22 protein-coding genes are annotated in these 21,551 nt (G+C 63.8%); 17 read left to right on the forward strand and 5 right to left on the reverse strand.

Features of this window, described 5'->3' with window-relative positions:
- Positions 1–56: 56 nt before the first annotated feature.
- Entirely contained in the window at positions 57–548 is a 492-nt protein-coding gene (locus tag HNR05_RS15910; RefSeq protein ID WP_179580023.1) for an inorganic diphosphatase, read from the reverse strand.
- Between the two features lie 111 nt (positions 549–659).
- Between HNR05_RS15910 and tilS the strand changes: the two genes are divergently transcribed.
- The 13 genes from tilS to HNR05_RS15975 all read left to right on the forward strand — a co-directional run bounded on the left by tilS (position 660) and on the right by HNR05_RS15975 (position 12,937).
- On the forward strand, positions 660–1,721 hold the full coding sequence (tilS, locus tag HNR05_RS15915; protein WP_179580024.1) for a tRNA lysidine(34) synthetase TilS: 1,062 nt from the start codon (positions 660–662) through the stop codon (positions 1,719–1,721).
- A complete protein-coding gene (gene hpt / locus HNR05_RS15920; RefSeq protein WP_179580025.1) occupies positions 1,702–2,253 on the forward strand; it encodes a hypoxanthine phosphoribosyltransferase in 552 nt (183 codons plus the stop codon). The genes tilS and hpt overlap by 20 nt, the downstream gene beginning before the upstream one ends.
- A 109-nt stretch (positions 2,254–2,362) precedes the next feature.
- Positions 2,363–4,366 carry an ATP-dependent zinc metalloprotease FtsH gene (ftsH, locus tag HNR05_RS15925; RefSeq protein WP_179580026.1) on the forward strand — a complete coding sequence of 668 codons (2,004 nt, stop codon included), beginning with the start codon at positions 2,363–2,365 and terminating at the stop codon, positions 4,364–4,366.
- A gap of 6 nt (positions 4,367–4,372) precedes the next feature.
- Entirely contained in the window at positions 4,373–4,942 is a 570-nt protein-coding gene (folE, locus tag HNR05_RS15930; protein ID WP_179580027.1) for a GTP cyclohydrolase I, read from the forward strand.
- Positions 4,939–5,745, forward strand: a complete 807-nt coding sequence (folP, locus tag HNR05_RS15935; protein WP_343062639.1) for a dihydropteroate synthase — start codon at positions 4,939–4,941, stop codon at positions 5,743–5,745. Before folE ends, folP begins: the two co-directional genes overlap by 4 nt.
- Complete coding sequence (gene folB, locus HNR05_RS15940; RefSeq protein WP_179580028.1) at positions 5,742–6,707, forward strand: dihydroneopterin aldolase; 966 nt, start codon at positions 5,742–5,744, stop codon at positions 6,705–6,707. The genes folP and folB overlap by 4 nt, the downstream gene beginning before the upstream one ends.
- Positions 6,704–7,189, forward strand: coding sequence for a DUF3180 domain-containing protein (locus HNR05_RS15945; protein ID WP_179580029.1), 486 nt, complete (start codon positions 6,704–6,706; stop codon positions 7,187–7,189). Before folB ends, HNR05_RS15945 begins: the two co-directional genes overlap by 4 nt.
- Positions 7,182–7,721, forward strand: coding sequence for a PH domain-containing protein (locus HNR05_RS15950; protein WP_343062640.1), 540 nt, complete (start codon positions 7,182–7,184; stop codon positions 7,719–7,721). The genes HNR05_RS15945 and HNR05_RS15950 overlap by 8 nt, the downstream gene beginning before the upstream one ends.
- Positions 7,718–9,337, forward strand: coding sequence for a PH domain-containing protein (locus HNR05_RS15955; RefSeq protein WP_179580031.1), 1,620 nt, complete (start codon positions 7,718–7,720; stop codon positions 9,335–9,337). The genes HNR05_RS15950 and HNR05_RS15955 overlap by 4 nt, the downstream gene beginning before the upstream one ends.
- Entirely contained in the window at positions 9,337–10,125 is a 789-nt protein-coding gene (locus HNR05_RS15960) for a Rossmann-like and DUF2520 domain-containing protein (RefSeq protein WP_179580032.1), read from the forward strand. Before HNR05_RS15955 ends, HNR05_RS15960 begins: the two co-directional genes overlap by 1 nt.
- Positions 10,122–11,021: a pantoate--beta-alanine ligase gene (panC, locus tag HNR05_RS15965; RefSeq protein ID WP_179580033.1), complete on the forward strand. Its 900-nt coding sequence runs from the start codon at positions 10,122–10,124 to the stop codon at positions 11,019–11,021. Before HNR05_RS15960 ends, panC begins: the two co-directional genes overlap by 4 nt.
- A 285-nt stretch (positions 11,022–11,306) precedes the next feature.
- Positions 11,307–12,776, forward strand: a complete 1,470-nt coding sequence (gene lysS / locus HNR05_RS15970; RefSeq protein ID WP_179581101.1) for a lysine--tRNA ligase — start codon at positions 11,307–11,309, stop codon at positions 12,774–12,776.
- A gap of 2 nt (positions 12,777–12,778) precedes the next feature.
- Positions 12,779–12,937, forward strand: coding sequence for a hypothetical protein (locus HNR05_RS15975; RefSeq protein ID WP_179577144.1), 159 nt, complete (start codon positions 12,779–12,781; stop codon positions 12,935–12,937).
- 100 nt (positions 12,938–13,037) lie between these two features.
- On the opposite strand, the gene HNR05_RS15980 is transcribed toward HNR05_RS15975, so the two are convergent.
- The 4 genes from HNR05_RS15980 to HNR05_RS15995 form a co-directional block, all read right to left on the reverse strand.
- Positions 13,038–13,709 carry a hypothetical protein gene (locus HNR05_RS15980; RefSeq protein WP_179580034.1) on the reverse strand — a complete coding sequence of 224 codons (672 nt, stop codon included), beginning with the start codon at positions 13,707–13,709 and terminating at the stop codon, positions 13,038–13,040.
- On the reverse strand, positions 13,700–14,083 hold the full coding sequence (locus HNR05_RS15985) for a hypothetical protein (RefSeq protein WP_179580035.1): 384 nt from the start codon (positions 14,081–14,083) through the stop codon (positions 13,700–13,702). Before HNR05_RS15985 ends, HNR05_RS15980 begins: the two co-directional genes overlap by 10 nt.
- A 241-nt stretch (positions 14,084–14,324) precedes the next feature.
- Complete coding sequence (locus HNR05_RS15990; RefSeq protein ID WP_179580036.1) at positions 14,325–14,840, reverse strand: hypothetical protein; 516 nt, start codon at positions 14,838–14,840, stop codon at positions 14,325–14,327.
- Positions 14,841–15,271: 431 nt separating this feature from the next.
- A complete protein-coding gene (locus HNR05_RS15995) occupies positions 15,272–16,141 on the reverse strand; it encodes an RDD family protein (protein ID WP_179580037.1) in 870 nt (289 codons plus the stop codon).
- Positions 16,142–16,289: 148 nt separating this feature from the next.
- Here HNR05_RS15995 and HNR05_RS16000 point away from each other — a divergent pair, with 148 nt between their 5' ends.
- The 4 genes from HNR05_RS16000 (at position 16,290) to HNR05_RS16015 (ending at position 21,468) form a co-directional block, all read left to right on the forward strand.
- Positions 16,290–16,466 (forward strand): hypothetical protein, encoded by a 177-nt coding sequence (locus tag HNR05_RS16000; protein WP_179580038.1) that lies wholly within the window; start codon positions 16,290–16,292, stop codon positions 16,464–16,466.
- A gap of 15 nt (positions 16,467–16,481) precedes the next feature.
- A complete protein-coding gene (gene cls, locus HNR05_RS16005; protein ID WP_218868922.1) occupies positions 16,482–17,936 on the forward strand; it encodes a cardiolipin synthase in 1,455 nt (484 codons plus the stop codon).
- Between the two features lie 207 nt (positions 17,937–18,143).
- Positions 18,144–20,669, forward strand: a complete 2,526-nt coding sequence (locus tag HNR05_RS16010; RefSeq protein WP_179580040.1) for an ATP-dependent Clp protease ATP-binding subunit — start codon at positions 18,144–18,146, stop codon at positions 20,667–20,669.
- Between the two features lie 286 nt (positions 20,670–20,955).
- Positions 20,956–21,468, forward strand: coding sequence for an amino-acid N-acetyltransferase (locus tag HNR05_RS16015; protein ID WP_179580041.1), 513 nt, complete (start codon positions 20,956–20,958; stop codon positions 21,466–21,468).
- The last annotated feature ends 83 nt before the right edge of the window (positions 21,469–21,551 follow it).

Consider the following 21,551-nt stretch of genomic DNA (forward strand, 5'->3'; position numbering starts at 1 on the left):
GGCCGTTTGCGGTATCTCGCCACGCACGGATGCGCCGGCGTGCCGTGCTCAGGCGGTTAGTGGCCTTCTTCGGCCAGCTTGGTGATGCCGTCGCGAATGATCTGGTCGGCCTCAGCGGCGTCGCCCCAGCCCTCGGTCTTGACCCACTTGCCGGGCTCGAGGTCTTTGTAGTGCTCGAAGAAGTGCTCGATCTCTTTGCGGGTGTATTCCGGAATCGAGTCGACGTCCTGAACGTGGTTCCAGCGCGGGTCACCGGCGGGAACCGCGATGACCTTGGCGTCTGAGCCACCGTCATCTGTCATGTTGAAGACGGCGACCGGCCGCACCTTGACTCCCACGCCGGGGAACAGCGGGTAGTCGAGCAGCACGAGCACGTCGACGGGGTCGCCGTCGAGGCCCAGGGTGTTCTCGAAGTAGCCGTAGTCGGTGGGGTAGACGAAGCTGGTGTACAGCACGCGGTCGAGGAACACACGCCCGGTCTTGTGGTCTACCTCGTACTTGTTGCGGCTGCCCCGCGGGATTTCAATGACTGCGTCGTATTCGGCCATGGCCAATTCTCCTTACGATTCAACTGTTTCAACGTCTGCGTGTTCGACGGCGGGAGACGCGGGGTGGTGAGACCGCGCGATGCCATCGAAGTCTGGGGATAACGTTACTGGATGCACTCTGAACGCCGTCCGCGGCTGACCCCAGCCATCGCCGACGTGCGTCGCGCTGTGCGTGAACTGTTGACCGATCGGCCGCAACAGGAGACTGCGGATGGCTTGGTGCTCGTCGGTCTTAGCGGGGGAGCGGATTCGCTGGCCCTCGCCGCGGCAACGGCCTTCGAGGCGCCGCGCCTGGGTCTGCGTGCGGGGGCCGTGATCGTCGACCATGCCCTGCAGGCCGGCTCCGCCGAGGTGGCCGCGCGGGCGGCCGAGCAGGCGCGCGCGCTGGGTCTGGCTCCCGTGCTGGTGAGTCGGGTGGATGTGGTGGCGGCTGGAGCCGGGAACGGACCAGAGGCTGCCGCACGCACGGCCCGGTACGCGGCCCTCGAGGCCGCCCGCGCTGAGACGGGAGCAACCCACGTGCTCCTGGGCCACACGCTTGATGACCAGGCCGAATCGGTGTTGCTCGGGCTGGCCCGCGGGTCGGGGGCCACGAGTCTGCACGGCATGGCCCCGGTCACCGGGATGCTGCTGCGCCCGCTGCTCGGAATCCGGCGGGAGACGACCCGTCAATTCTGTGAGGACGCCGGTGTGACCCCGTGGGATGACCCGCACAATTTCGATCAGCGGTTCGCCCGAGTGCGAGTGCGCACGAGCGTGCTACCGACGCTGGAAGGGGAGATCGGGCCGGGCATCGCCGAGGCGCTCGCCCGCACCGCCGAACAACTGCGTGAGGATGCGTCAGCGCTCGACGCGATGGTTCTCGAGATGATTGAGGAGATCTGCGAACCAGCCGAGGCCGGCATCGCGGTGTCGGTGCGCAGCCTGGCCGCGAATCCGCCGGCGCTGCGCCAACGGATCGTGCGCTACGTGGTCGAGAGCGAGTTCGGCGTGTCGCTGGCGCGGGTACACACATTGGCCGTGCTGCGCTTGGTGACCGACTGGCACGGTCAGGGAACGCTCGACCTGCCAGGGGTTAGAGTTGAGCGTCAGGACGGAATGCTGGTTTTTTCGGCACCCGGAACTTCACCGAGCAAAGGACCTCTTCCTTCCCATGGAACCTCGCGACATTGATGGCGATCTCACCGAAATTCTGATCGAAGAGGCGCAGATTCATCAGCGACTCGCAGAGATGAGCCGGCAGATCGAGAAGGACTACGCCGACAAGGACGTTCTGCTGGTCGGTGTTCTGAAGGGTGCCGTCATGGTGATGGCCGACCTGGCCCGTGAGCTGACCATGCCGATCAACATGGACTGGATGGCCGTTAGCTCGTACGGTTCCGGTACCGCGTCCAGCGGTGTGGTGCGCATCCTGAAAGACCTCGACACCGACCTCAGCGGCCGTCACGTGCTGATCGTCGAAGACATCATTGATTCGGGTTTGACCCTCTCCTGGCTGCTTGCAAACCTGAAGTCGCGTGGCCCGGCTTCAGTTGAAATCTGCGCCTTGCTGCGCAAGCCGGACGCCGCACGCGTCGAGATCGACGTCAAATACGTCGGTTTCGACATTCCGAACCAGTTCGTCGTGGGCTACGGCCTCGACTATGCCGAGAAGTACCGGAACCTGCGCTCGGTTGGAATTCTCGCGCCGCACGTCTACTCGTAAACCTCGCGGAGGGGAACAACACGTTCCCCTCACGGCGCCGCACTATTTGTTCCCCTCACGGCGAACATACGGCGTCCGCCCAGCGCGGGGGCTGTAGCCTGTGAGCACCATGAACGTCAAGAAGCTTCTTCGCGGCCCCTTCCTCTACATCGTTTTGGCGATCATCGCCGTCTGGGTGGGATCGAGCCTGCTCACCATGTCCGGGTTCAAAGAGATCTCTACCCAGCAGGGTCTGGAGTTTCTGAAAGACGGAAAAGTCGCTGAAGCGACGATCACCGACACCGACCAGCGGGTTGACCTCACACTCACCAAAGCGTCGGGCGACTTGGGCACCGAGGTGCAGTTCTACTACATCGCGCCCCGCGGCGCCGAGGTTGTGGCGGCCGTTAACGCGGCGAATCCGAAGGACGGCTACAACGACGTCGTTCCGCAGGGCAACTGGTTCCTCTCCCTGCTCGGCATCCTGCTTCCGGTGCTTCTCATCGGTGTCTTCTTCTGGCTGATGCTCTCGGGCATGCAGGGCGGCGGCAATAAGGTCATGCAGTTCGGCAAGTCCAAGGCCAAGCTGGTCTCGAAAGAGACACCGCAGGTCACATTTGGGGACGTCGCCGGTGCCGACGAGGCAATCGAAGAACTTCACGAGATCAAAGACTTTTTGAAAGAGCCGGCCCGTTTCCAGGCCGTCGGCGCACGCATCCCGAAGGGCGTACTGCTCTACGGCCCTCCCGGAACCGGTAAGACACTTCTCGCCCGCGCTGTCGCCGGCGAGGCGGGTGTGCCGTTCTACTCAATTTCAGGTTCTGACTTCGTCGAGATGTTCGTCGGTGTCGGCGCCAGCCGTGTGCGCGACCTGTTCCAGCAGGCGAAAGAAAACGCTCCGGCCATCATCTTCATCGACGAGATCGACGCCGTCGGTCGCCACCGTGGAGCCGGCATGGGTGGCGGGCACGACGAGCGCGAGCAGACCCTTAACCAGTTGCTGGTCGAGATGGACGGCTTCGATGTGAAGGCGAACGTCATTCTGATCGCCGCGACAAACCGACCCGACATCCTCGACCCAGCGTTGCTGCGCCCGGGACGATTCGACCGTCAGATCGGCGTAGACGCACCCGACATGCTGGGCCGCAAGCACATCCTTGAGGTGCACGCCAAGGGAAAGCCCATGGCACAGGGCGTCGACCTCGAAGTTCTCGCGCGAAAGACCCCCGGTTTCACGGGTGCCGACCTGGCGAACGTGCTCAATGAGGCCGCGCTGCTCACCGCTCGGTCGAACGCGCAACTGATCGACAACCGTGCCCTCGACGAGGCCGTCGACCGCGTGATGGCCGGTCCGCAGCGTCGTACCCGCATCATGAGCGACAAAGAGAAGCTCATCACGGCCTACCACGAGGGTGGTCACGCCCTCGTCGCCACGGCCATGAATAACACCGACCCGGTCACCAAGATCACCATCCTGCCGCGTGGCCGAGCCCTCGGCTACACCATGGTCATGCCCTTGGAAGACCGCTACTCGGTGTCCCGCAACGAACTGCTCGACCAGTTGGCGTACGCCATGGGTGGCCGTGTCGCCGAGGAGATCATCTTCCACGACCCGACCACCGGCGCCTCTAACGACATCGAGAAGGCCACCTCGACGGCTCGCAAGATGGTCACCGAGTTCGGGATGAGTGCGGCCGTCGGACCGCTCAAGCTCGGGCAGGCATCCGGAGAAATGTTCCTCGGCCGTGACATGGGTCATCAGCGTGACTACTCGGAGCGTCTGGCAGAGAGCGTTGACGCCGAGGTGCGCGAACTGCTTGAGAACGCCCACGACGAGGCGTACGCGGTGCTTAACAGCAACCGTGCGATTCTCGACAATCTGGCCGCCGAGTTGCTCGAACACGAGACGCTCGACCAGCACGCCCTGGCTGCGATCTTCACCGATGTTGTGAAGCTCACGCCGCGCCCGCAGTGGCTCTCAAGCGACAAGCGTCCGGTCTCTGATCTGCCGCCGATCGCGATGCCCGTTGCCAAGGCGCCCGTTGACGAAGGTGCTGTCGACGGGGGAGTCTCCAGCGGCGACGCCAAGCCCAAGCGCGAACCCGCACGCGCCCCGCGCCCCGCGACAGCCTAGGGCGCCATGGCAGTCGACAGGGCACGCATCGAAGCTGCCGTTGCCGAGATCTTGGCCGCGATCGGTGAAGACGCCGATCGGGACGGTCTGCGGGCGACACCGCGGCGGGTCGCCGACGCCTACGGTGAGTTCTTCGGCGGTCTGGGGCATGACCCGGTGGCGCTGTTGAGCGACACAGTTCCGGTTGGCGAGCGCACCGGTGAGCTCGTGCTGTTGCGCAATCTGTCGTTCCGTTCGGTCTGTGAACACCATCTGCTGCCGTTCGTGGGCACCGCGCACCTCGCGTATCTGCCGGGAGAGCACGTCGTCGGGCTTGGACGGTTGCCCGCCGTGCTCGACACGCTGGCCGCCCGTCCTCAGCTGCAGGAGCGGCTGACCGAAGAGGTCGCCGATGCCCTTCAATCCGGTCTGGCACCACGGGGTGTGCTCGTCGTTCTCGACGCCGTGCACGGGTGTGTGTCGACCCGAGGCCCGCGCCAGACCGCGAGCTCGACCGTGACCATGGCCTCCCGGGGTGAGCTGTCCGACCCGATAGCTCGGGCGGAGATCATGAACCTGATCGGTTCCGCCGCGTGACTCTCATCATGGGGGTGCTGAACGTCACCCCCGACTCCTTTAGCGACGGCGGGCGTTGGACCGACACGGATGCCGCCATCGAACACGGTCTCGCGCTTCACGCCGACGGCGCCGACCTGATCGATGTGGGCGGTGAGTCCACCCGTCCGGGCGCCGGGCGTGTGACGCCGGCCGACGAACAATCTCGCATCCTCCCGGTGATCACCGAGCTGGCTCGGCAGGGTCTTCGGGTGAGCGTGGACACGCTGAATGCGTCGACGGCGTTGGCCGCGGCTGCGGCGGGGGCCCGCCTCATCAACGACGTGTCAGGCGGTCTCGCCGACCCGCTGATGGCAGCCGTTGCCGCCGAAACAGGGCTCGACTACGTCGCGATGCACTGGCGCGGGCACGCTCAGCAGATGGATGACCTGGCCACCTACGACGACGTCGTGGCCGAGGTGACCGCGGAACTCTCACAACGCGTCGATGCTCTGACTGCGGCTGGCGTGGACCCCGAACGGATCATTCTTGATCCGGGATTCGGGTTCGCGAAACGCACGGAACACAATTGGTCGCTGCTCGCTCACCTCGACTCCGTGACCGCGCTCGGCTTTCCGGTGCTCGTCGGGGTGTCGCGCAAACGGTTCCTCGCAGAGGTTTTGCGGGCCGACGCCCCATTCACCGCGCGCGACTTGCCGACCGCCGTGCTCAGCGTTCTGACGGCACAGGCGGGGGCTTGGGCCGTGCGCGTGCATGACGTGGCGGCGAGCCGCACGGCATTGAATGTGCTCGGGCAGCTGCGCTCGGCCAGAATAGAAGCATGAGGACCGACTCGATCACCCTGACCGGGCTGCGTGTGAACGCGCACCATGGCGTTTTCGACTTCGAGCGGCAGAACGGCCAAGACTTCATCATTGACGTCACGGTCTGGCTCGACCTGCGCCGTGCCGCATCGGGCGACGACCTGGCGCGCACCGTGCACTACGGGGAGTTGGCGATCGCGGTCACCGATGCCGTGGCGCACAACCCGGTCGACCTGATCGAAACGGTGGCCGAACGAGTCGCCGGTGTCGCCCTCGGCTTCGAGGCCGTCGAACGCGTGCGCGTGACAGTGCACAAGCCGGAGGCTCCGATACCGGTGCCATTTCTCGACGTCTCGGTGCAGATCGAACGCACCCGGGCCGACCTGGCTGTGACGGTGCACCCGGCTGCCGGCAAGACCTCTCACGGGGGCACGGATGCGGTACTCGCGCTCGGCAGCAACCTGGGTGATCGTGCCGCAACGTTGGCTGCCGCCGTGGCCGCGATCGCGAGCCTCGACGGCGCATCGCAGGTCGTGGCCTCACCGTTTTATGAATCTGACGCCGTGAAGCTCGACGGGGTCGACGTCGACGCTCCGCTCTACCTGAACGGCGTCGTGACCCTGCGGTATGAGGGGAGCGCCGACGAACTGCTCGACGCCGTCAATCGCATCGAGCATGACAACGGGCGCGTGCGCGTCGAACGGTGGGGCGATCGCACGCTCGACATCGACCTGATTGTTTTCGGGCAGCAGCACCGTGACGACCCGCGACTCACCCTGCCTCACCCGCGCGCCGCCGAACGGGACTTCGTTCTCGTGCCGTGGCTCGCCCTCGACGCGCACGCCGTGCTTCCCGGAGCAGGCCGGATCGCCGACCTGGTGGCCGGGCTCGACGTCACCGTGCGACGGGCGGAGGCCCAGACGGATGCCCAGACGGATGCCCAGGCGGGGCATCCGGTAGGCAGTGCGGAGGGGCAACGATGAAGCGCTCACATCCGACGCCGTTGATCGCGCTCGGCCTGCTCGGGCTCGTGGTTGGATACCTGCTGGAGGTTGCCGCGGCAGCCACCGGCAATCCGAACATCGTCCCCCCACTGTCGTTGCCGATCACCCTCGTCGCAGTGGCTGTCGTGCTGCTGCTGTTGGCCTGGCCGGTGCGGCAATCGACACGCACGCGTCAGGTCGGCGAAGCCCGCCGTCAGGTCAACCCCTTTGTCGCAATGCGCGTGGCCGTGTTGGCCAAGGCGTCGAGCTTCGCCGGTGCGCTTCTGTTCGGTGCGGGGCTCGGAATTGGGCTGCACCTCGTCACGCGTACCGTGGTTCCCCCGGCCACGACGGTCTGGCTGGCGATCGGCATGGCGCTGGGCGCAGCGATTCTCTTGGCTGGCGGACTCGTCGCCGAATACTTCTGCATGCTTCCCCCGTCCGACGATGAACGACAGGAATCAGGTGCCTCACGTGGCTGAAACGGGCGCGACACGGCGGCTGGACCTTGAGCCCGGGGCAGCCGAAAACACCGAGGGTGCGGGCGTCAACGTGGGCGAATGGCGACGGGTTGCCCCGCGCTATGTTGTGGTCGAAGTGGTCAGCACCGTGATTTTTGGGCTCATCGGATGCGCGATTGCCGCCTTTTTGTGGTGGATGAACGATCAAGAGTGGGCGTTGTACGGCGGGATAATCGTTGCCGTCGTCACCCTGATCACCCTCATCGTTCTGCCCCGGCGCGTGCGCTCGATCGGCTATCAGCTGCGGCAGGACGACCTGCTGTTTCGTCGCGGAATCATGTTCCAGCGGTTTGTCGCGGTGCCGTACGGACGCATGCAACTCGTCGACATCACGCGTGGCCCGGTCGCACGTTGGCTCGGCTTGGCGGACCTCAAATTCGTCACGGCCGCCGCGACCAGCGGGGTCTCGATCCCCGGCCTGAACGAGAAGGACGCTGAGGCGCTGCGTGATCGTCTCGTTGAACTGGCCGAGAGCCGCCGGTCCGGACTATGAGCGTGCCTGCCACCACGCCGACGTTGGACGCGTCGACGCTGGCCGACGGCCAGTGGCATCGGCTGCATCCGGCCAGCCCACTTCTGCGCGGCGGGATCTTCGTCTTCGCGATTCTGGGTTTCATCGTTGCGAACCTGCGCGAGAGGCTCGTTGACGTCTTCTTTCAGGTGCCGAGTTACAGCGGCGACCCGCTCGACGAGATTGTGCAGCGGGGAGCCGTCGGGTGGGCGCTGGCCGGAGTCGCGCTGGTGCTGGTCGTCATCCTTGTAGTGTTTTACCTGATCTGGCGGATGCACACCTTTCGGGTCAGCGGTGATTCTGTCGAGGTGCGCAGTGGACTCATCTTTCGGAGCCATCGACAGGCGCGACTTGACCGCATTCAGGGCGTCAACATCGTGCGTCCGCTCATTCCTCGCTTGTTCGGCGCCGCCAAACTGGAGGTGAGTGTCGCGGGGCAGGATGCGAATGTGCAGCTGTCCTACCTGGGTTCGTCGCTTGCAGATGGTCTGCGTCGCGACATCCTGCGCCTGGCCTCGGGCGTGCGGATCGACGCGGAGCGTCGCTCTGATACCGGTGCTCCGGTTGCACCCGGCGCCCAAGTCACACCCGGCGAGCAGCTGCCGGCCGAAACACGGGCCCCGGTGTCGACGGCGGTCGGCGAATTCGCCGCCGCCCGGGTACACGAGTTTCTCGCCCCCGAATTCGACGCGGATGCCGTGCCGCCCGCATCCGTGGTGAAGATTCCGGTGGGTCGTCTGCTCGGCTCGATCGTGTTCAGCGGTTTCACGGTGTTTCTGCTGCTGTCCCTCGCCGCGCTCCTCGTCAGCGTTAGCCTGGGCGTCAGCGGCTGGCTGATGCTGGTCGTGCTGCCCGGTTTGATCGGAACCGTCGGATACTACTTTTCTCGCTTCACGAAGTCGCTGCGCTACAGCATCGCCGGAACTCCCGATGGCGTGCGCGTGGGCTTTGGGCTGTTTTCGACCACCAACGAAACGCTTCCGCCCGGCCGCATTCATGCCATCAGTGTGGTTCAGCCGCTTCTCTGGCGTGGCTTCGGCTGGTGGCAGGTGCGCATCAATAAGGCCGGGCATTCGTCGAGTTCGGGTGCCGCCGGTCAGGCCAATACCACGACGCTGCCGGTGGGCAATCTGGCCGATGTGGCGCAGGTGCTCCGGCTCATCCTGCCCAGCTTTGACAGTGAGCGACACGCGGCTCTCGTGCGGGCAGGCCTAGTCGGTAGGGGCGACGATTCATCGGACGGTTTCCGCACTGCCCCGCGACGCGCAGCCTGGCTGCGCCCGTTCTCCTGGCGCCGCACGGGCTACCAGATCGACAGCGGTGTCGTCCTCGTGCGCCGTGGTGTGGTCTCCCGTGAGCTGGTGCTCGTGCCGTTGGCGCGCCTGCAAAGCGTTGGAATCGCCCAGGGGCCGATGCGACGGATGCTGCGGCTGGCGTCGGCCCGCCTACACACGGTGGCAGGCCCCGTCTTCGCCTCGCTCGGCGTTGTCGACGTCGACGAAGCCCGCAGACTGTTCCAGGGCGTCGCAGCCGGCGCGATCTCGTCGGCCCGCTCCGACACCAGCCACCAGTGGAACCAACCGAACGGAGACCTCTGATGACACCCCGGCCCGGACGCCTCGGCGTCGGCATCATCGGCGCCGGACGCGTCGGCCCGATCCTCGGGGCGGCGTTGGCCGGAGCCGGCCACGCCCTCGTCGGCATCGCCGCGATCTCAAAGGAAAGCCGCGACCGCGCCGACGCCATCCTGCCCGATGTGCCGGTGCTGACTGTGCCCGAGGTCGTCGAGCGCAGTGAGCTCGTCATCATCGCGGTTCCGGATGCCGAGCTGCCGGGCCTGGTCGCCGGACTGGCCGCGACTGGCACGTGGCAGGCCGGGCAACTGGTCGTGCACACCTCTGCCCGGTTTGGAACAGCAGTTCTCGCGCCGGCGCAAGCGGCAGGGGCGATTCCGTTGGCCATCCACCCGGCCCTGGCATTCACGGGTACGAGTATCGACCTGGCCCGCCTCGCCGACAGCTATTTCGCGGTCACGGCACCCTCGCCGGTTCTGCCGATCGGCCAGGCGCTCGTCGTGGAAATGGGCGGGGAACCGGTGATCGTGGCCGAGGGGGATCGGGCCGATTATGCGGAGGCCATTGAGACAGCCACCGCGTTCTCGCGCTCGATCGTCGAGCAGGCCACGCGGCTGCTTGACGGTATCGGGATTGACCAGTCCGGGGCCTACATCGCACCGCTCGTGCGCTCGACGGTTGAGAACGCTCTGGCGCGTACCGGGCCGGATCTGCGCACACTGCGTTCGCGTGCCGCGTTTGATGAACTTGATGAACTTGATGAACTTGATGGGGGCGACTCGAATGACCCGCCCCACCCGGAGGACCGATGACACAGCCACCCGCGTACGCACCGACATCCGTGCCCGTTGTGATCGCACGCATCGATGAGCTGCGCGAGCGGCTGACGCAGGCGAAGGCGACGCTGGCCGCCGACGGGCGCACGCCCCGGGTGGTGCTGGTTCCCACAATGGGCGCGCTGCACGATGGGCATCTCTCGCTCGTCGAGCGGGCGCGCGAGCTCGGCGACATTGTCGTCGTGTCGATCTTCGTCAATCCTTTGCAGTTCGGCTCCGGCGAAGACCTCGACAGCTACCCACGCACCCTGCACACAGATGTGGCAGCCCTCGCCACGCTGCAGGTGCCGTTCGTCTTCGCCCCGACGCCCGCCGAGATGTACCCGAACGGAGCGAGCGCCACCCGAGTCACCGCGGGCGACGTCAGCGCCCTCTACGAGGGTGCCGCACGCCCGGGGCACTTCGACGGCATGTTGACCGTCGTCGCCAAACTCTTCAATATCGTCGGCTGCGATGTGGCTGTGTTTGGTCAGAAAGACGCACAGCAGGTCTTTTTGATCAGCCAGATGGTGGCCGATCTCAATCTTCCGGTCGTCGTCGAGGTCGTACCCATCGTTCGCGAGCACACCGGGCTTGCCCTGTCGAGCCGCAACCAATTTCTCAGCGCGGCCGAGCGCGACGCCGCCGGCTCGATCTCGGCGGGGCTGCGCGCCGCATCCGGTCGTTCCTTCGCCGAGGTGTCGGAGGCCGTCGCGGCCGCCCGCGGGACGATCGAGGCCCAGTCACTTGTTAAGCTTGAGTATCTCGTTGTCGTGCATCCGCAGACCTTTCTGCCGGTTGAGCCCGACTATCGCGGCCCGGCCAGAATGTTGGTCGCCGCGATCGTGGGTACAACCAGGCTCATCGACAACGTCCCCCTTGACCTCAGCTAGATACCACTACGGGTTTCGGATCGGGCGCCGCCCGCTGAACGTAACCACGCGACGGAGAACCGCATGACCGAGAACAACAGAGCAGTCGCCGTTTCGGCCGAAGTCGCAGCACTGGTCGCCGCGAAGTCTGCCGCCAAGGCGGCGAAGAAGGCCGCCGCCAAGGCCGCCGCCGAGAACGTCGCCGAGAACGCCACGAAGCCGGCCGGTGCGGCCGGTGCCACCGCCGGTGCCGCGGATGCCGCCGCCGCCGCGGACGACCTCACCGATGGCTACACCGCCGCCGAGATGAACGAGCAGAAGGCTGTGCGCCTCGCCAAGCGGGACCGCCTGAACCAGGCCGCCTCGACGCTGGGCGGTGGCGCCTACCCGGTGTCCGTTCCCGTCACCGACACCATTCCCGCCGTGCGCGCCCGCTTTTCCGACCTTGAAACGGATGCTGTCACCGGCGTTACCGTCGGCCTCGCCGGTCGTGTGGTGCACCTGCGCAACACCGGAAAGCTCTGCTTTGCCAGCCTGCAGGCCGGTGATGGCAGCCGCATCCAAGCCATGGTGTCGCTGGACGCCGTCGGCGAGGAATCGCTCGCGGACTGGAAAGATCTCGTCGACCTCGGCGACCACCTCTTCGTCTCGGGTGAGGTCATCTCGTCGCGTCGCGGCGAATTGTCGATCCTGGTCGCCGAGTGGCAGATTGCGACCAAGGCCCTGCTGCCCCTGCCGAACCTCCACAGCGAACTCAGCGAAGAGACTCGCGTGCGGAGCCGCTACCTCGACCTGATCGCCCGCGAGCAGGCCCGCCGCAACGTCGTCAACCGCTCGAAGACCGTCGCCAGCCTGCGCAAGACGTTCACCGATCTCGACTTTCTTGAGATCGAAACGCCCATGTTGCAGACCATGCATGGCGGGGCATCCGCTCGCCCGTTCACCACGCACAGCAACGCCTTCGACACCGAGCTATTCCTGCGCATCGCACCGGAACTCTTTCTGAAGCGTGCGGTCGTCGGCGGCATCGACCGGGTCTATGAGATCAACCGCAACTTTCGCAACGAGGGTGCAGACTCCACGCACTCTCCCGAGTTCGCGATGCTCGAGGCTTATGAGGCCTACGGAGACTACAACTCGATCGCCGACCTCACTCAGAAGCTGATTCAGAATGCGGCAGAAGCAATTTCTGGCGGGCATGTCGTGACCTGGGCCGACGGAACCGAGTTCGACCTCGGCGGTGAGTGGGATCGAATCAGCATGTACGACAGCCTGAACGCGGCCGCCGGCACTGCCTTCACGCCCCAGACGCCGCTCGCCGAGTTGAAGGTTCTTGCCGACCGCGAAGGCATCGAGATCGACCACCCGATTCACGGCAAGTATGTCGAAGAGCTCTGGGAGCACTTCGTCAAGGGGGGCTTGCTCAAGCCCACCTTCGTTATGGACTTCCCGGTCGACACCAGCCCGCTTGTGCGCGGCCACCGGTCGATTCCGGGCGTCGTCGAGAAGTGGGACCTCTACGTGCGCGGCTTCGAACTGGCCACCGGCTACTCTGAGCTCGTAGACCCGGTCATTCAGCGGGAGCGATTCATCGAGCAGGCCAGCCTGGCCGCAGGAGGAGATCCAGAAGCCATGCGACTTGACGAAGAGTTCTTGCGAGCGCTCGAGTACGGCATGCCGCCGTCGGGCGGAATGGGCATGGGCATCGATCGCCTGCTGATGAGCCTTTCGGGCCTCGGCATTCGCGAGACCATCCTTTTCCCGTTGGTGAAGTAGCCATGAGTTTTCTGCCGAAGGACGAACTCAACCCGAAGAAGTCGGGCGACAAAGGTGACAAGAACGGCCCGTCGAGGAATCGCATCGTGCTCTGGGTGATCATGGGCGGTGTCGGCGCGTACCTGGTGCTCTCGGGCGTGATCGGTCTGCTGACCACGTAGAGCCGCGGTTGCCGTAGCAAAAACAGGCTCCCGGGAACCTCCGTGGATCGGAATGAGTGTGGTAACCCATATCGATACCGGAGGTTCTCGCCTTATCCCCTCATGCCACGCTGCCATCGACACGGATCGTACCGAAGAGCGCCGCGAGATCGTCTTTCATCCCAGCAAGTCCTTCAATGTTGGTGCCAGATGCTTCAAGCATCAATACGATTCCAGATTGCTCACCAATAAACCGAATGCTGCCGAACGCAATCCCTGTCTCCAACGATCTCTCGATTGAGCCATCCGCGCCGCCCACCTCCGGATCTCCTGCGGAAAGTTCCAGATCACGAAGCGCGGGAGGAAGCTCATCGAGCAGCGTGATGCACCACGACTGAGAGAATCCGGGGATCTGCTGCTCTTCCACTCGCTGCGGTGCCTGCTCGTCGGCCCCACCGGCTGCAGACTCCACCAGGCTCAGCCCGTCGAGCATCTCGATCGGTGACGCATAGAGATGACACAGATGCATGGGTCCGCCGAAGACCGGAAAGTACCAAAAACGCGCCTGCGGGTCAGGGAGCAACGCCTCCGAATCGGCAATCGCGTGAGCCAGCTGCAGGAACTGGCCCTCAACCTCGGTCGTGACTCCTTCAATGCCTTCAAGCACGCCGACCGTGATCGCATGAGCCCACGCGTGCACATCGGGCCACTCCGCATATGGATACTCAAGCGGCACCGGAATCCACAGTTGAGGGTCGGCATCCACGCTGAACCCAAGCTGCTCTATTTCCATCGGAATGTCTCCGCAATCGCATCAGAGAGCAGAGTGAGACTCGACAGCATCTCAGCACTCTGCTCGGAATCAAGGTGCAACACACTTGTCACAAACAACATGCCACGCTTGGGTGCCTTGCCAGGCACCGGATAGACGTGTGAGATCGTGCGCGCAGACACTTCTTCTTCGCCTTGCACGCCAGACTTCGACTCAGTCCAGCGGTATACCCAACCGTGCGGCAGTTCGAGCGCGATGAGATCGCTCCCGGCACGCTCTCTCACCTCTGCGTCGAGGGTGCGGTCTGCCCGAGCGGAAAACGGCACCGCGGCAATGCTCATCGGCATCGCGGTTTCCGCAGTCTCGTTGGGGAGATAGACCGTGACAGCCCCCATCGTTTGAAGGGCCGACCACTGCCTATTCACGAGCACTGTTACATGGGCCTCGATATCAGGCCGACTCACGTGCTGAAAACGCTTCCGTATGCTTCGGGTCAGCGCCAACCGACCGCCGTCCGTTACCGAATGCTGAGACCATCCCGGAGGCAGCAGCAGTCGAAACGTATCTGGGTTCGGAACACTCACGCTTCCGCCTTTCGATGGAGGGTGTCGTGCAAATTCATCGGCAGCGACTTGATTAGAAGGGTTTGCGAAGATTTTCGCGCATACGACGCAGGTTCTCGTTCTGCTCTCGAATTGCGGCATTGTATTGCGGCAACAGAATCGAAAGTCGAATCCCAAGCGCAACTAGCGAAATTGCCTGTGGCGCGAGGGCAATCGATGTCCAGTGAATGCCCGTTGCGTGCTGAATCGAATCGAAAAACGTCCCGCCCGATTCTGGATACACTTTCGCAAAGATGAGTGTCATCATCCCGAATAGCACCAACGTCACCGCGATGAGGAACATAAAATCAAGCGCTTGCGGCCAGCGCGCTGCGGGTACCAAGAGGAGAGACCCGGCCGCGGCGATCCAACACAGAGGAATAATAACCCAAGCCCGAATAGCCATCATGGGCCACGGCACTCCGTCACTCCACTCGAGTGTTCCGGCCCAGCCAATCCTTCCGCCCCCGACGACAAAAGCCACGCCATAGAGCAAGACAAGGGTGAGCATGCCAAGGGCACCCACCATGAAAACGGTTCGACCGATCATGTACTGACGCGTCGGTGGGTCCGGGGAAAAGAATGGATCAGTCTCTAGCATCGCCCCACCAGCCTACAGTGCACATGTATCGTATATTTTCGCGATGCTGGTCGATGTGCGGCGACCGCATCAGCCAAATTTCGGCAATACTTGCGCGTTCGAGCCCCACGTAGTTGCAGTTCCGGTCGCCCACAGGGCAATTTGTTTCGCCGTTAGCGATGCCGTCGGAGTGGCGAGTTGGACTTGCTCAGCCAGCCAAATCTTGAGTTCCCTCAGGTCGGCCTTCTCGAATCGGAGGACAACGTCATCGACCCCCTTTCCTGCGTCGCGCAAGAAGCGAGCTAGTCGCACGGCGTCCGGACTACCTGCAGAAATGGCCTTAAATGGGTTGACGATCCACCCGGGGGCGGGTGTTGCCGTACGGGCGGCCCCCCGAGCGGTCAACCAGCTTGAGATGTTGCGAAACGGCCTCCAGAAGCTGCGTGCAGGTAACGTCGCTCGAACTGCGTCAGTTTTAATTCGGAAGAAGGCGGCTGCGACTGCAGCGACGGTGCCGCAGGCACAAAAAGCCCCTCAGAGGCCGCAGTACTACCGTGAAGCGCAATTACACCGGAGCGTGAGCGGGCTGATGGAAAAAACGCAAAATTGCCACCCTCGTCGGCATTGCTGGCCAGATCTGGAAGTTCGACTGATGGCTCGATCGATTCGAAAGCAGCCGCTTTGCGTGCAAGTCGCATTGCTTTCGCATCAAATGGGTCTAACCCTCTTCGTACGTCGAGCACCCAGCACCCGACAATCTGATCGTGCCAGCCTTTTCCCAAACGTTGAGCGTCCCACAGCGGCGAAAGCAGGAAAAGGGCCGGCCCAAGAATTGGCAAGAACACGGCGGAAACTCCGATTAGAGCGCTACGCCCGACGACTCGAAAGAAGCCCGGCCGACCGAGTGACTCGGCCTTCACTACTCGAAGCCCGACGATTGCTTTGCCGACGGTGCGCCCAATTCTGCCACTCAAAATGAGCTGTACCAGGCCATAGACCAGGAGTATGGCCTGCGTCACAACGAACAACGTCAACACAAACTGAGACGCTGCGTTGGTGTCGAAGAGCTGCGGTCCATGCTCTGCCCACAATGAGCCGAGCGAAAGTGCACCAACGACCGCAATCGCGCCCCAAATGCCGCCATCAATCGCGAATGCAAGGCTACGGCGCAGTCCGGACGCCGGGACGAGGCCTAATGCCTCAAAGTAATGGGGATCCGCCTTGCCCCTCTGCCGGTCGAAATTACCTAGGTCGCGGGTCGCGATGCTCACTGACACTCCTCACAGATTCGCCGTACTCAATTCTGGCGCTGGAAGACGTCCCTCCCCCAATCGTCTACATTAGTTCGTTGCGCCGCACGCCGGAACGGCAGCTCTCTCGCCGACGCGCCAGCAACTTTACGCGTATCCTAGGAGTGCTATGGATAACTTTTGGGTAAATGCGCTGTGGTCACTCGCGCCAACCGTTCTGGTGGGACTGATCTTCTGGCTGATCATGCGCTCGATCATCCACGCCGACCGTAACGAGCGCAGGGTCTATACCCAGATCGAAACCGAAGAACGAGCCCGTCTCGGGCTGGACAAACCGGTCGCCTAGGCACTCATGGGGGGCATGGATATCGCGACCGTCACCGTTCTGGTCGCCCTGGTCATCGACTTCGTCATTCGTGTCGTTGCCGTGATCGTTGTTCCGCGCAACCGGCGTCCTACGTCGGGCATGGCCTGGCTGCTGGCGATTTTCTTCATTCCCTACCTGGGGGTCTTGCTCTTTCTGCTGATCGGGTATCGCACGCTTCCGAAGAAGCGCTTGGCCATGCAGGCGGAGATCAACAAGTTCATCCTTGACAGCACTCAGGGCATGGAGCGGGTGCGCCTCGATGAGCCGTGGCCGCCATGGTTGGCCTCCGTCGTCGAACTCAACCGCAACCTGGGCGCGATGCCACTCATCGGTGACAACACGGCCACGCTGCTCGGGGATTACAACGGAACGTTCCAGGCGATGGTCGACGACATCGACCGCGCCGAGCGCTACGTGCACGTCGAGTTCTACATTCTGTCGCTCGACGCGACGACCGCGCCGTTCTTCGATGCCCTCGAACGCGCGGTGGCACGCGGCGTGACGGTTCTCGTGCTGATGGATCACATCCAGTCGATGCGCAAGCCCGGCTACCGCCGAACGAAACAACGACTCACCGCCGCCGGCGTGCGCTGGGAGCTCATGCTGCCCTTGCAGCCGTTCAAGGGAAAATGGCAGCGTCCGGATCTGCGCAACCACCGCAAGCTTTTGATCGTCGACGGTTCGGTCGGGTACATGGGTTCACAGAACGTGATCGACCGCACATACAACGAGCGGTCGAACATCCGTCGCGGGCTCAAATGGAAAGACCTGATGACGCGGCTCGAGGGGCCGATTGTCGCCGGGCTCGACGCAATCTTCCTCACCGATTGGTACAGCGAGACGCAGGAACTGCTCACCCGCGACCTCGTGGAGGTGACGCAGAGGCGTGTGCCGGATGCGCTGGATTGCCAGGTCGTGCCGAGCGGTCCGGGGTTCACGGGCGAGAACAATCTGCGCCTGTTTCTGGCGTTGCTCTATTACGCGCAGGAACGCATCATCATCACGAGCCCGTATTTTGTGCCGGATGAGTCGATTCTCTACGCCATCACCACGGCGACGCAGCGCGGCATCCACGTGGAGCTGTTTGTGTCGGAGATCGGCGACCAGGCACTCGTCTACCACGCGCAACGCTCGTACTACGAGCAGTTGCTGCGCGCCGGCGTGAAGATTTACATGTACAAGGCGCCGTACATTTTGCACGCCAAGCACTTCACGATCGACGACGACGTTGCGGTGATCGGCTCGAGCAACATGGACATGCGCTCGTTCAGCCTCAACATGGAAGTGTCGCTGATGGTGCGCGGCGCGTCATTCGTGCAGGAATTGCGTGCGGTCGAGGACGGCTATCGGGCCGACAGTCGCGAGCTCACGCTCGACGAATGGATGAAGCAGCCGCTGCGCTCGACAATCCTCGACAACCTGGCCCGGCTGACCTCGGCCGTTCAGTAATGCCACGAAGCTGCCAGCAGCCTGGCATGCATCGCTCACGGCGACGGTGCTCGTCACACCACCAGCGAGCAATCGGGCCGGTCGCGAACCTCGCGACCGGCCGCTCGTCGTCATGCTCTGGGCGAACAGAGGCATGCATCTCAGCTTCGGCTGGTTACTCTCTTTGTATCGGTGTCATCACTGCCCTGGCACCAAGGGAGCAATCACATGTTTGAGAGATTTACCGACCGAGCTCGTCGCGTCGTCGTTTTGGCCCAGGAAGAGGCCAAAATGCTCAACCACAACTACATCGGTACCGAGCACATTCTGCTCGGCCTGATCCATGAGGGCGAGGGTGTCGCCGCGAAGGCGCTTGAGTCCCTCGGCATCTCGCTCGACGCCGTGCGCGAGCAGGTTCAGGACATCATCGGTCAGGGTCAGCAGCAGCCGACCGGCCACATTCCGTTTACCCCGCGCGCCAAAAAGGTGCTTGAGCTGAGCCTGCGCGAGGCGCTGCAGCTCGGCCACAACTACATCGGCACCGAGCACATCTTGCTCGGCCTCATCCGTGAGGGTGAAGGCGTTGCCGCCCAGGTTCTCGTGAAGCTCGGCGCAGACCTCAACCGGGTGCGCCAGCAGGTCATCCAGCTTCTCTCTGGCTACCAGGGTAAGGAGCAGGTGCAGGTCGGTGCCAACGAGCAGACCGGCACGCAGGCAGGCAGCCAGATCCTCGACCAGTTCGGCCGCAACCTCACCCAGGCGGCGCGCGACAACAAACTCGACCCCGTCATCGGGCGCGAGAAAGAGATCGAGCGGGTCATGCAGATCCTCTCGCGTCGCTCCAAAAACAACCCCGTTCTAATCGGTGAGCCCGGCGTTGGCAAGACGGCCGTCGTCGAGGGCCTGGCCCAGGCGATTGTCAAGGGTGACGTACCTGAGACGCTGAAAGACAAGCAGCTCTACTCGCTCGACCTCGGTTCACTCATTGCCGGGAGCCGCTACCGCGGTGATTTCGAGGAGCGGCTGAAGAAGGTCACGAAAGAGATCCGCGCCCGTGGCGACATCATCATCTTCATCGACGAGATCCACACTCTCGTCGGTGCCGGTGCCGCAGAGGGCGCTATCGACGCGGCCAGCATTCTGAAGCCACTGCTCGCCCGCGGCGAACTGCAGACCATCGGTGCGACCACTCTCGACGAGTACCGCAAGCACTTCGAGAAGGATGCCGCGCTCGAGCGCCGCTTCCAGTCGATCCAGGTTGCCGAACCGTCGCTGCCGCACACCATCAACATCCTCAAGGGTCTGCGCGACCGGTACGAAGCACACCACAAGGTCTCCATCACCGACGGTGCCCTCGTGGCGGCGGCGAACCTGGCCGACCGCTATGTTTCCGACCGCTTCCTGCCGGACAAGGCCATCGATCTGATCGACGAGGCCGGCGCCCGCCTGCGCCTGTCGATCCTGTCGAGCCCGCCCGAACTGCGGGAATTCGACGAGAAAATCGCAGTCGTGCGTTCAGCCAAAGAGACTGCGATCGAAGACCAGGACTTCGAGAAGGCAGCCAGCCTGCGCGACGAGGAGAAGAACCTCCTCGGAGAGCGTCTGCGCCTCGAGAAGAAGTGGAAGTCGGGCGACGTCAAGACCACCGCGGTGGTCGACGAAGGCCTGATCGCCGAGGTGCTCGCCCAGGCCACCGGCATCCCGGTGTTCAAGCTCACGGAAGAAGAGTCCTCGCGTCTTGTCTTCATGGAGAAGGCTCTGCACCAGCGCGTCATTGGTCAGGAAGAGGCCATCTCGGCGCTCGCCCGCACCATCCGTCGCACCCGTGCTGGTCTGAAAGACCCCAAGCGTCCCTCGGGTTCGTTTGTGTTCGCCGGTCCGACCGGTGTCGGAAAGACCGAGCTGGCCAAGGCGCTCGCCGAGTTCCTCTTTGACGATGAGGCCGCCATGATCTCGCTCGACATGAGCGAGTACGGCGAGAAGCACACCGTGTCGCGTCTGTTCGGTGCCCCTCCCGGGTTCGTCGGCTTCGAAGAGGGCGGTCAGCTCACCGAGAAGGTGCGCCGCAAGCCGTTCAGCGTGGTGCTCTTCGACGAGATCGAGAAGGCCCACCCCGACATCTTCAACTCCCTCCTGCAGATTCTGGAAGAGGGCCGGTTGACGGATGGCCAGGGTCGCGTCGTCGACTTCAAGAACACGGTCATCATCATGACCACGAACCTCGGCACGAAGGACATCAGCGGGGGTCCCGTTGGTTTCCAGATCGAGGGCGACACGCAGACCAGCTACGACCGCATGCGCGGCAAGGTGAACGAAGAGCTGAAGAAGCACTTCAAGCCCGAGTTCCTCAACCGTGTCGACGAGATCATCGTCTTCCCGCAGCTGTCGAAGCCGGAACTGTTGCAGATCGTGGACCTGTTCATCAAGCGTTTGTCCGACCGCATGCTCGACCGCGACATGACCGTCGAGCTCACCGTGCCGGCGAAGGAACGTCTGATCGACGTCGGCTTCGACCCCGCACTCGGTGCCCGGCCGCTGCGTCGTGCCGTGCAGCACGAGATCGAAGACCGTCTGAGCGAGAAGATCCTGCACGGCGAGCTGAACGCCGGCGACCACGTGCACGTGGACTTCGCCAACAACGAGTTCGTCTTCACGACGACCTCGCGTGAGATTCCCGTCGCGATCGGTGTGAACACCTCGGCTGCCATCGGCACCGGTTCCGTCACGCCCGACCTCGCCATCACCGGCGAGTAGCACCGGAACTACGTACCACGAGGAAAGGCCCGGCGGATATCCGCCGGGCCTTTCCTCGGTCGAGGCGCTGCCCCGACATCCGGCACGGCCGACTGCCACTCATAACTCCTGCACATCGTGAGGTTGCCTCTGCGGTGCCACAGAATATCGGGGTTCGTCCAGGCCTCCCTCCGAGACCGCAGGACTTATGCGCGGGGCGCAGCGGACAGTGGGAAGATCCTAGACTGGGAGGCTCACGAGCCCCGGGCATGGACCGGGGCCAGAACGCACAGAAAGGCGGACGGGAATGAACGAGCAGAGGTTCTCGGTTCGCCGCGCACGGACCAGCGACGTGCCCGCGATCAAGGCGCTCGTGGAGCCGCTCGTCCAAGAGCGCATTCTTCTGGGCAAGGACATGGTCGTCTTCTACGAGGCTGTCCAAGAGTTTCGGGTTGCGGAGGACGACGAGGGCCGTCTGGTGGGCTGCGGCGCGCTCCACGTGATGTGGGAAGACCTGGCCGAGGTGCGTACCCTCGCCGTGGACGGCGAGTGGCTGGGCCGCGGCGTGGGCCATACGCTGCTCGATCGGCTTGAAGTGGATGCCCGTGAGCTCGGCCTGAGCCGGCTGTTCTGTCTGACCTTTGAGGTGTCGTTCTTCAGCCGCCACGGCTTTGTGGACATGGGCACCGAAACGGTCGATCCGTCGGTCTATGCCGAACTGGTTCGGTCGCCCGACGAAGGCGTTGCAGAGTTCCTTGATCTTGCCCGAGTGAAGCCGAACACTCTCGGCAACACCCGCATGGTCAAGCGTCTCGTCTAGAGCGACTCGTGCGTTGCGCAGGTGCGCGCCGGCGCTGCCCCGCGGACAGGGGGCACAGAATAGCCGATTGAGGCGCGCTCATG

This window comes from Leifsonia psychrotolerans, assembly GCF_013410665.1.
Taxonomy (GTDB): Bacteria; Actinomycetota; Actinomycetes; order Actinomycetales; family Microbacteriaceae; genus Cryobacterium; species Cryobacterium psychrotolerans_A.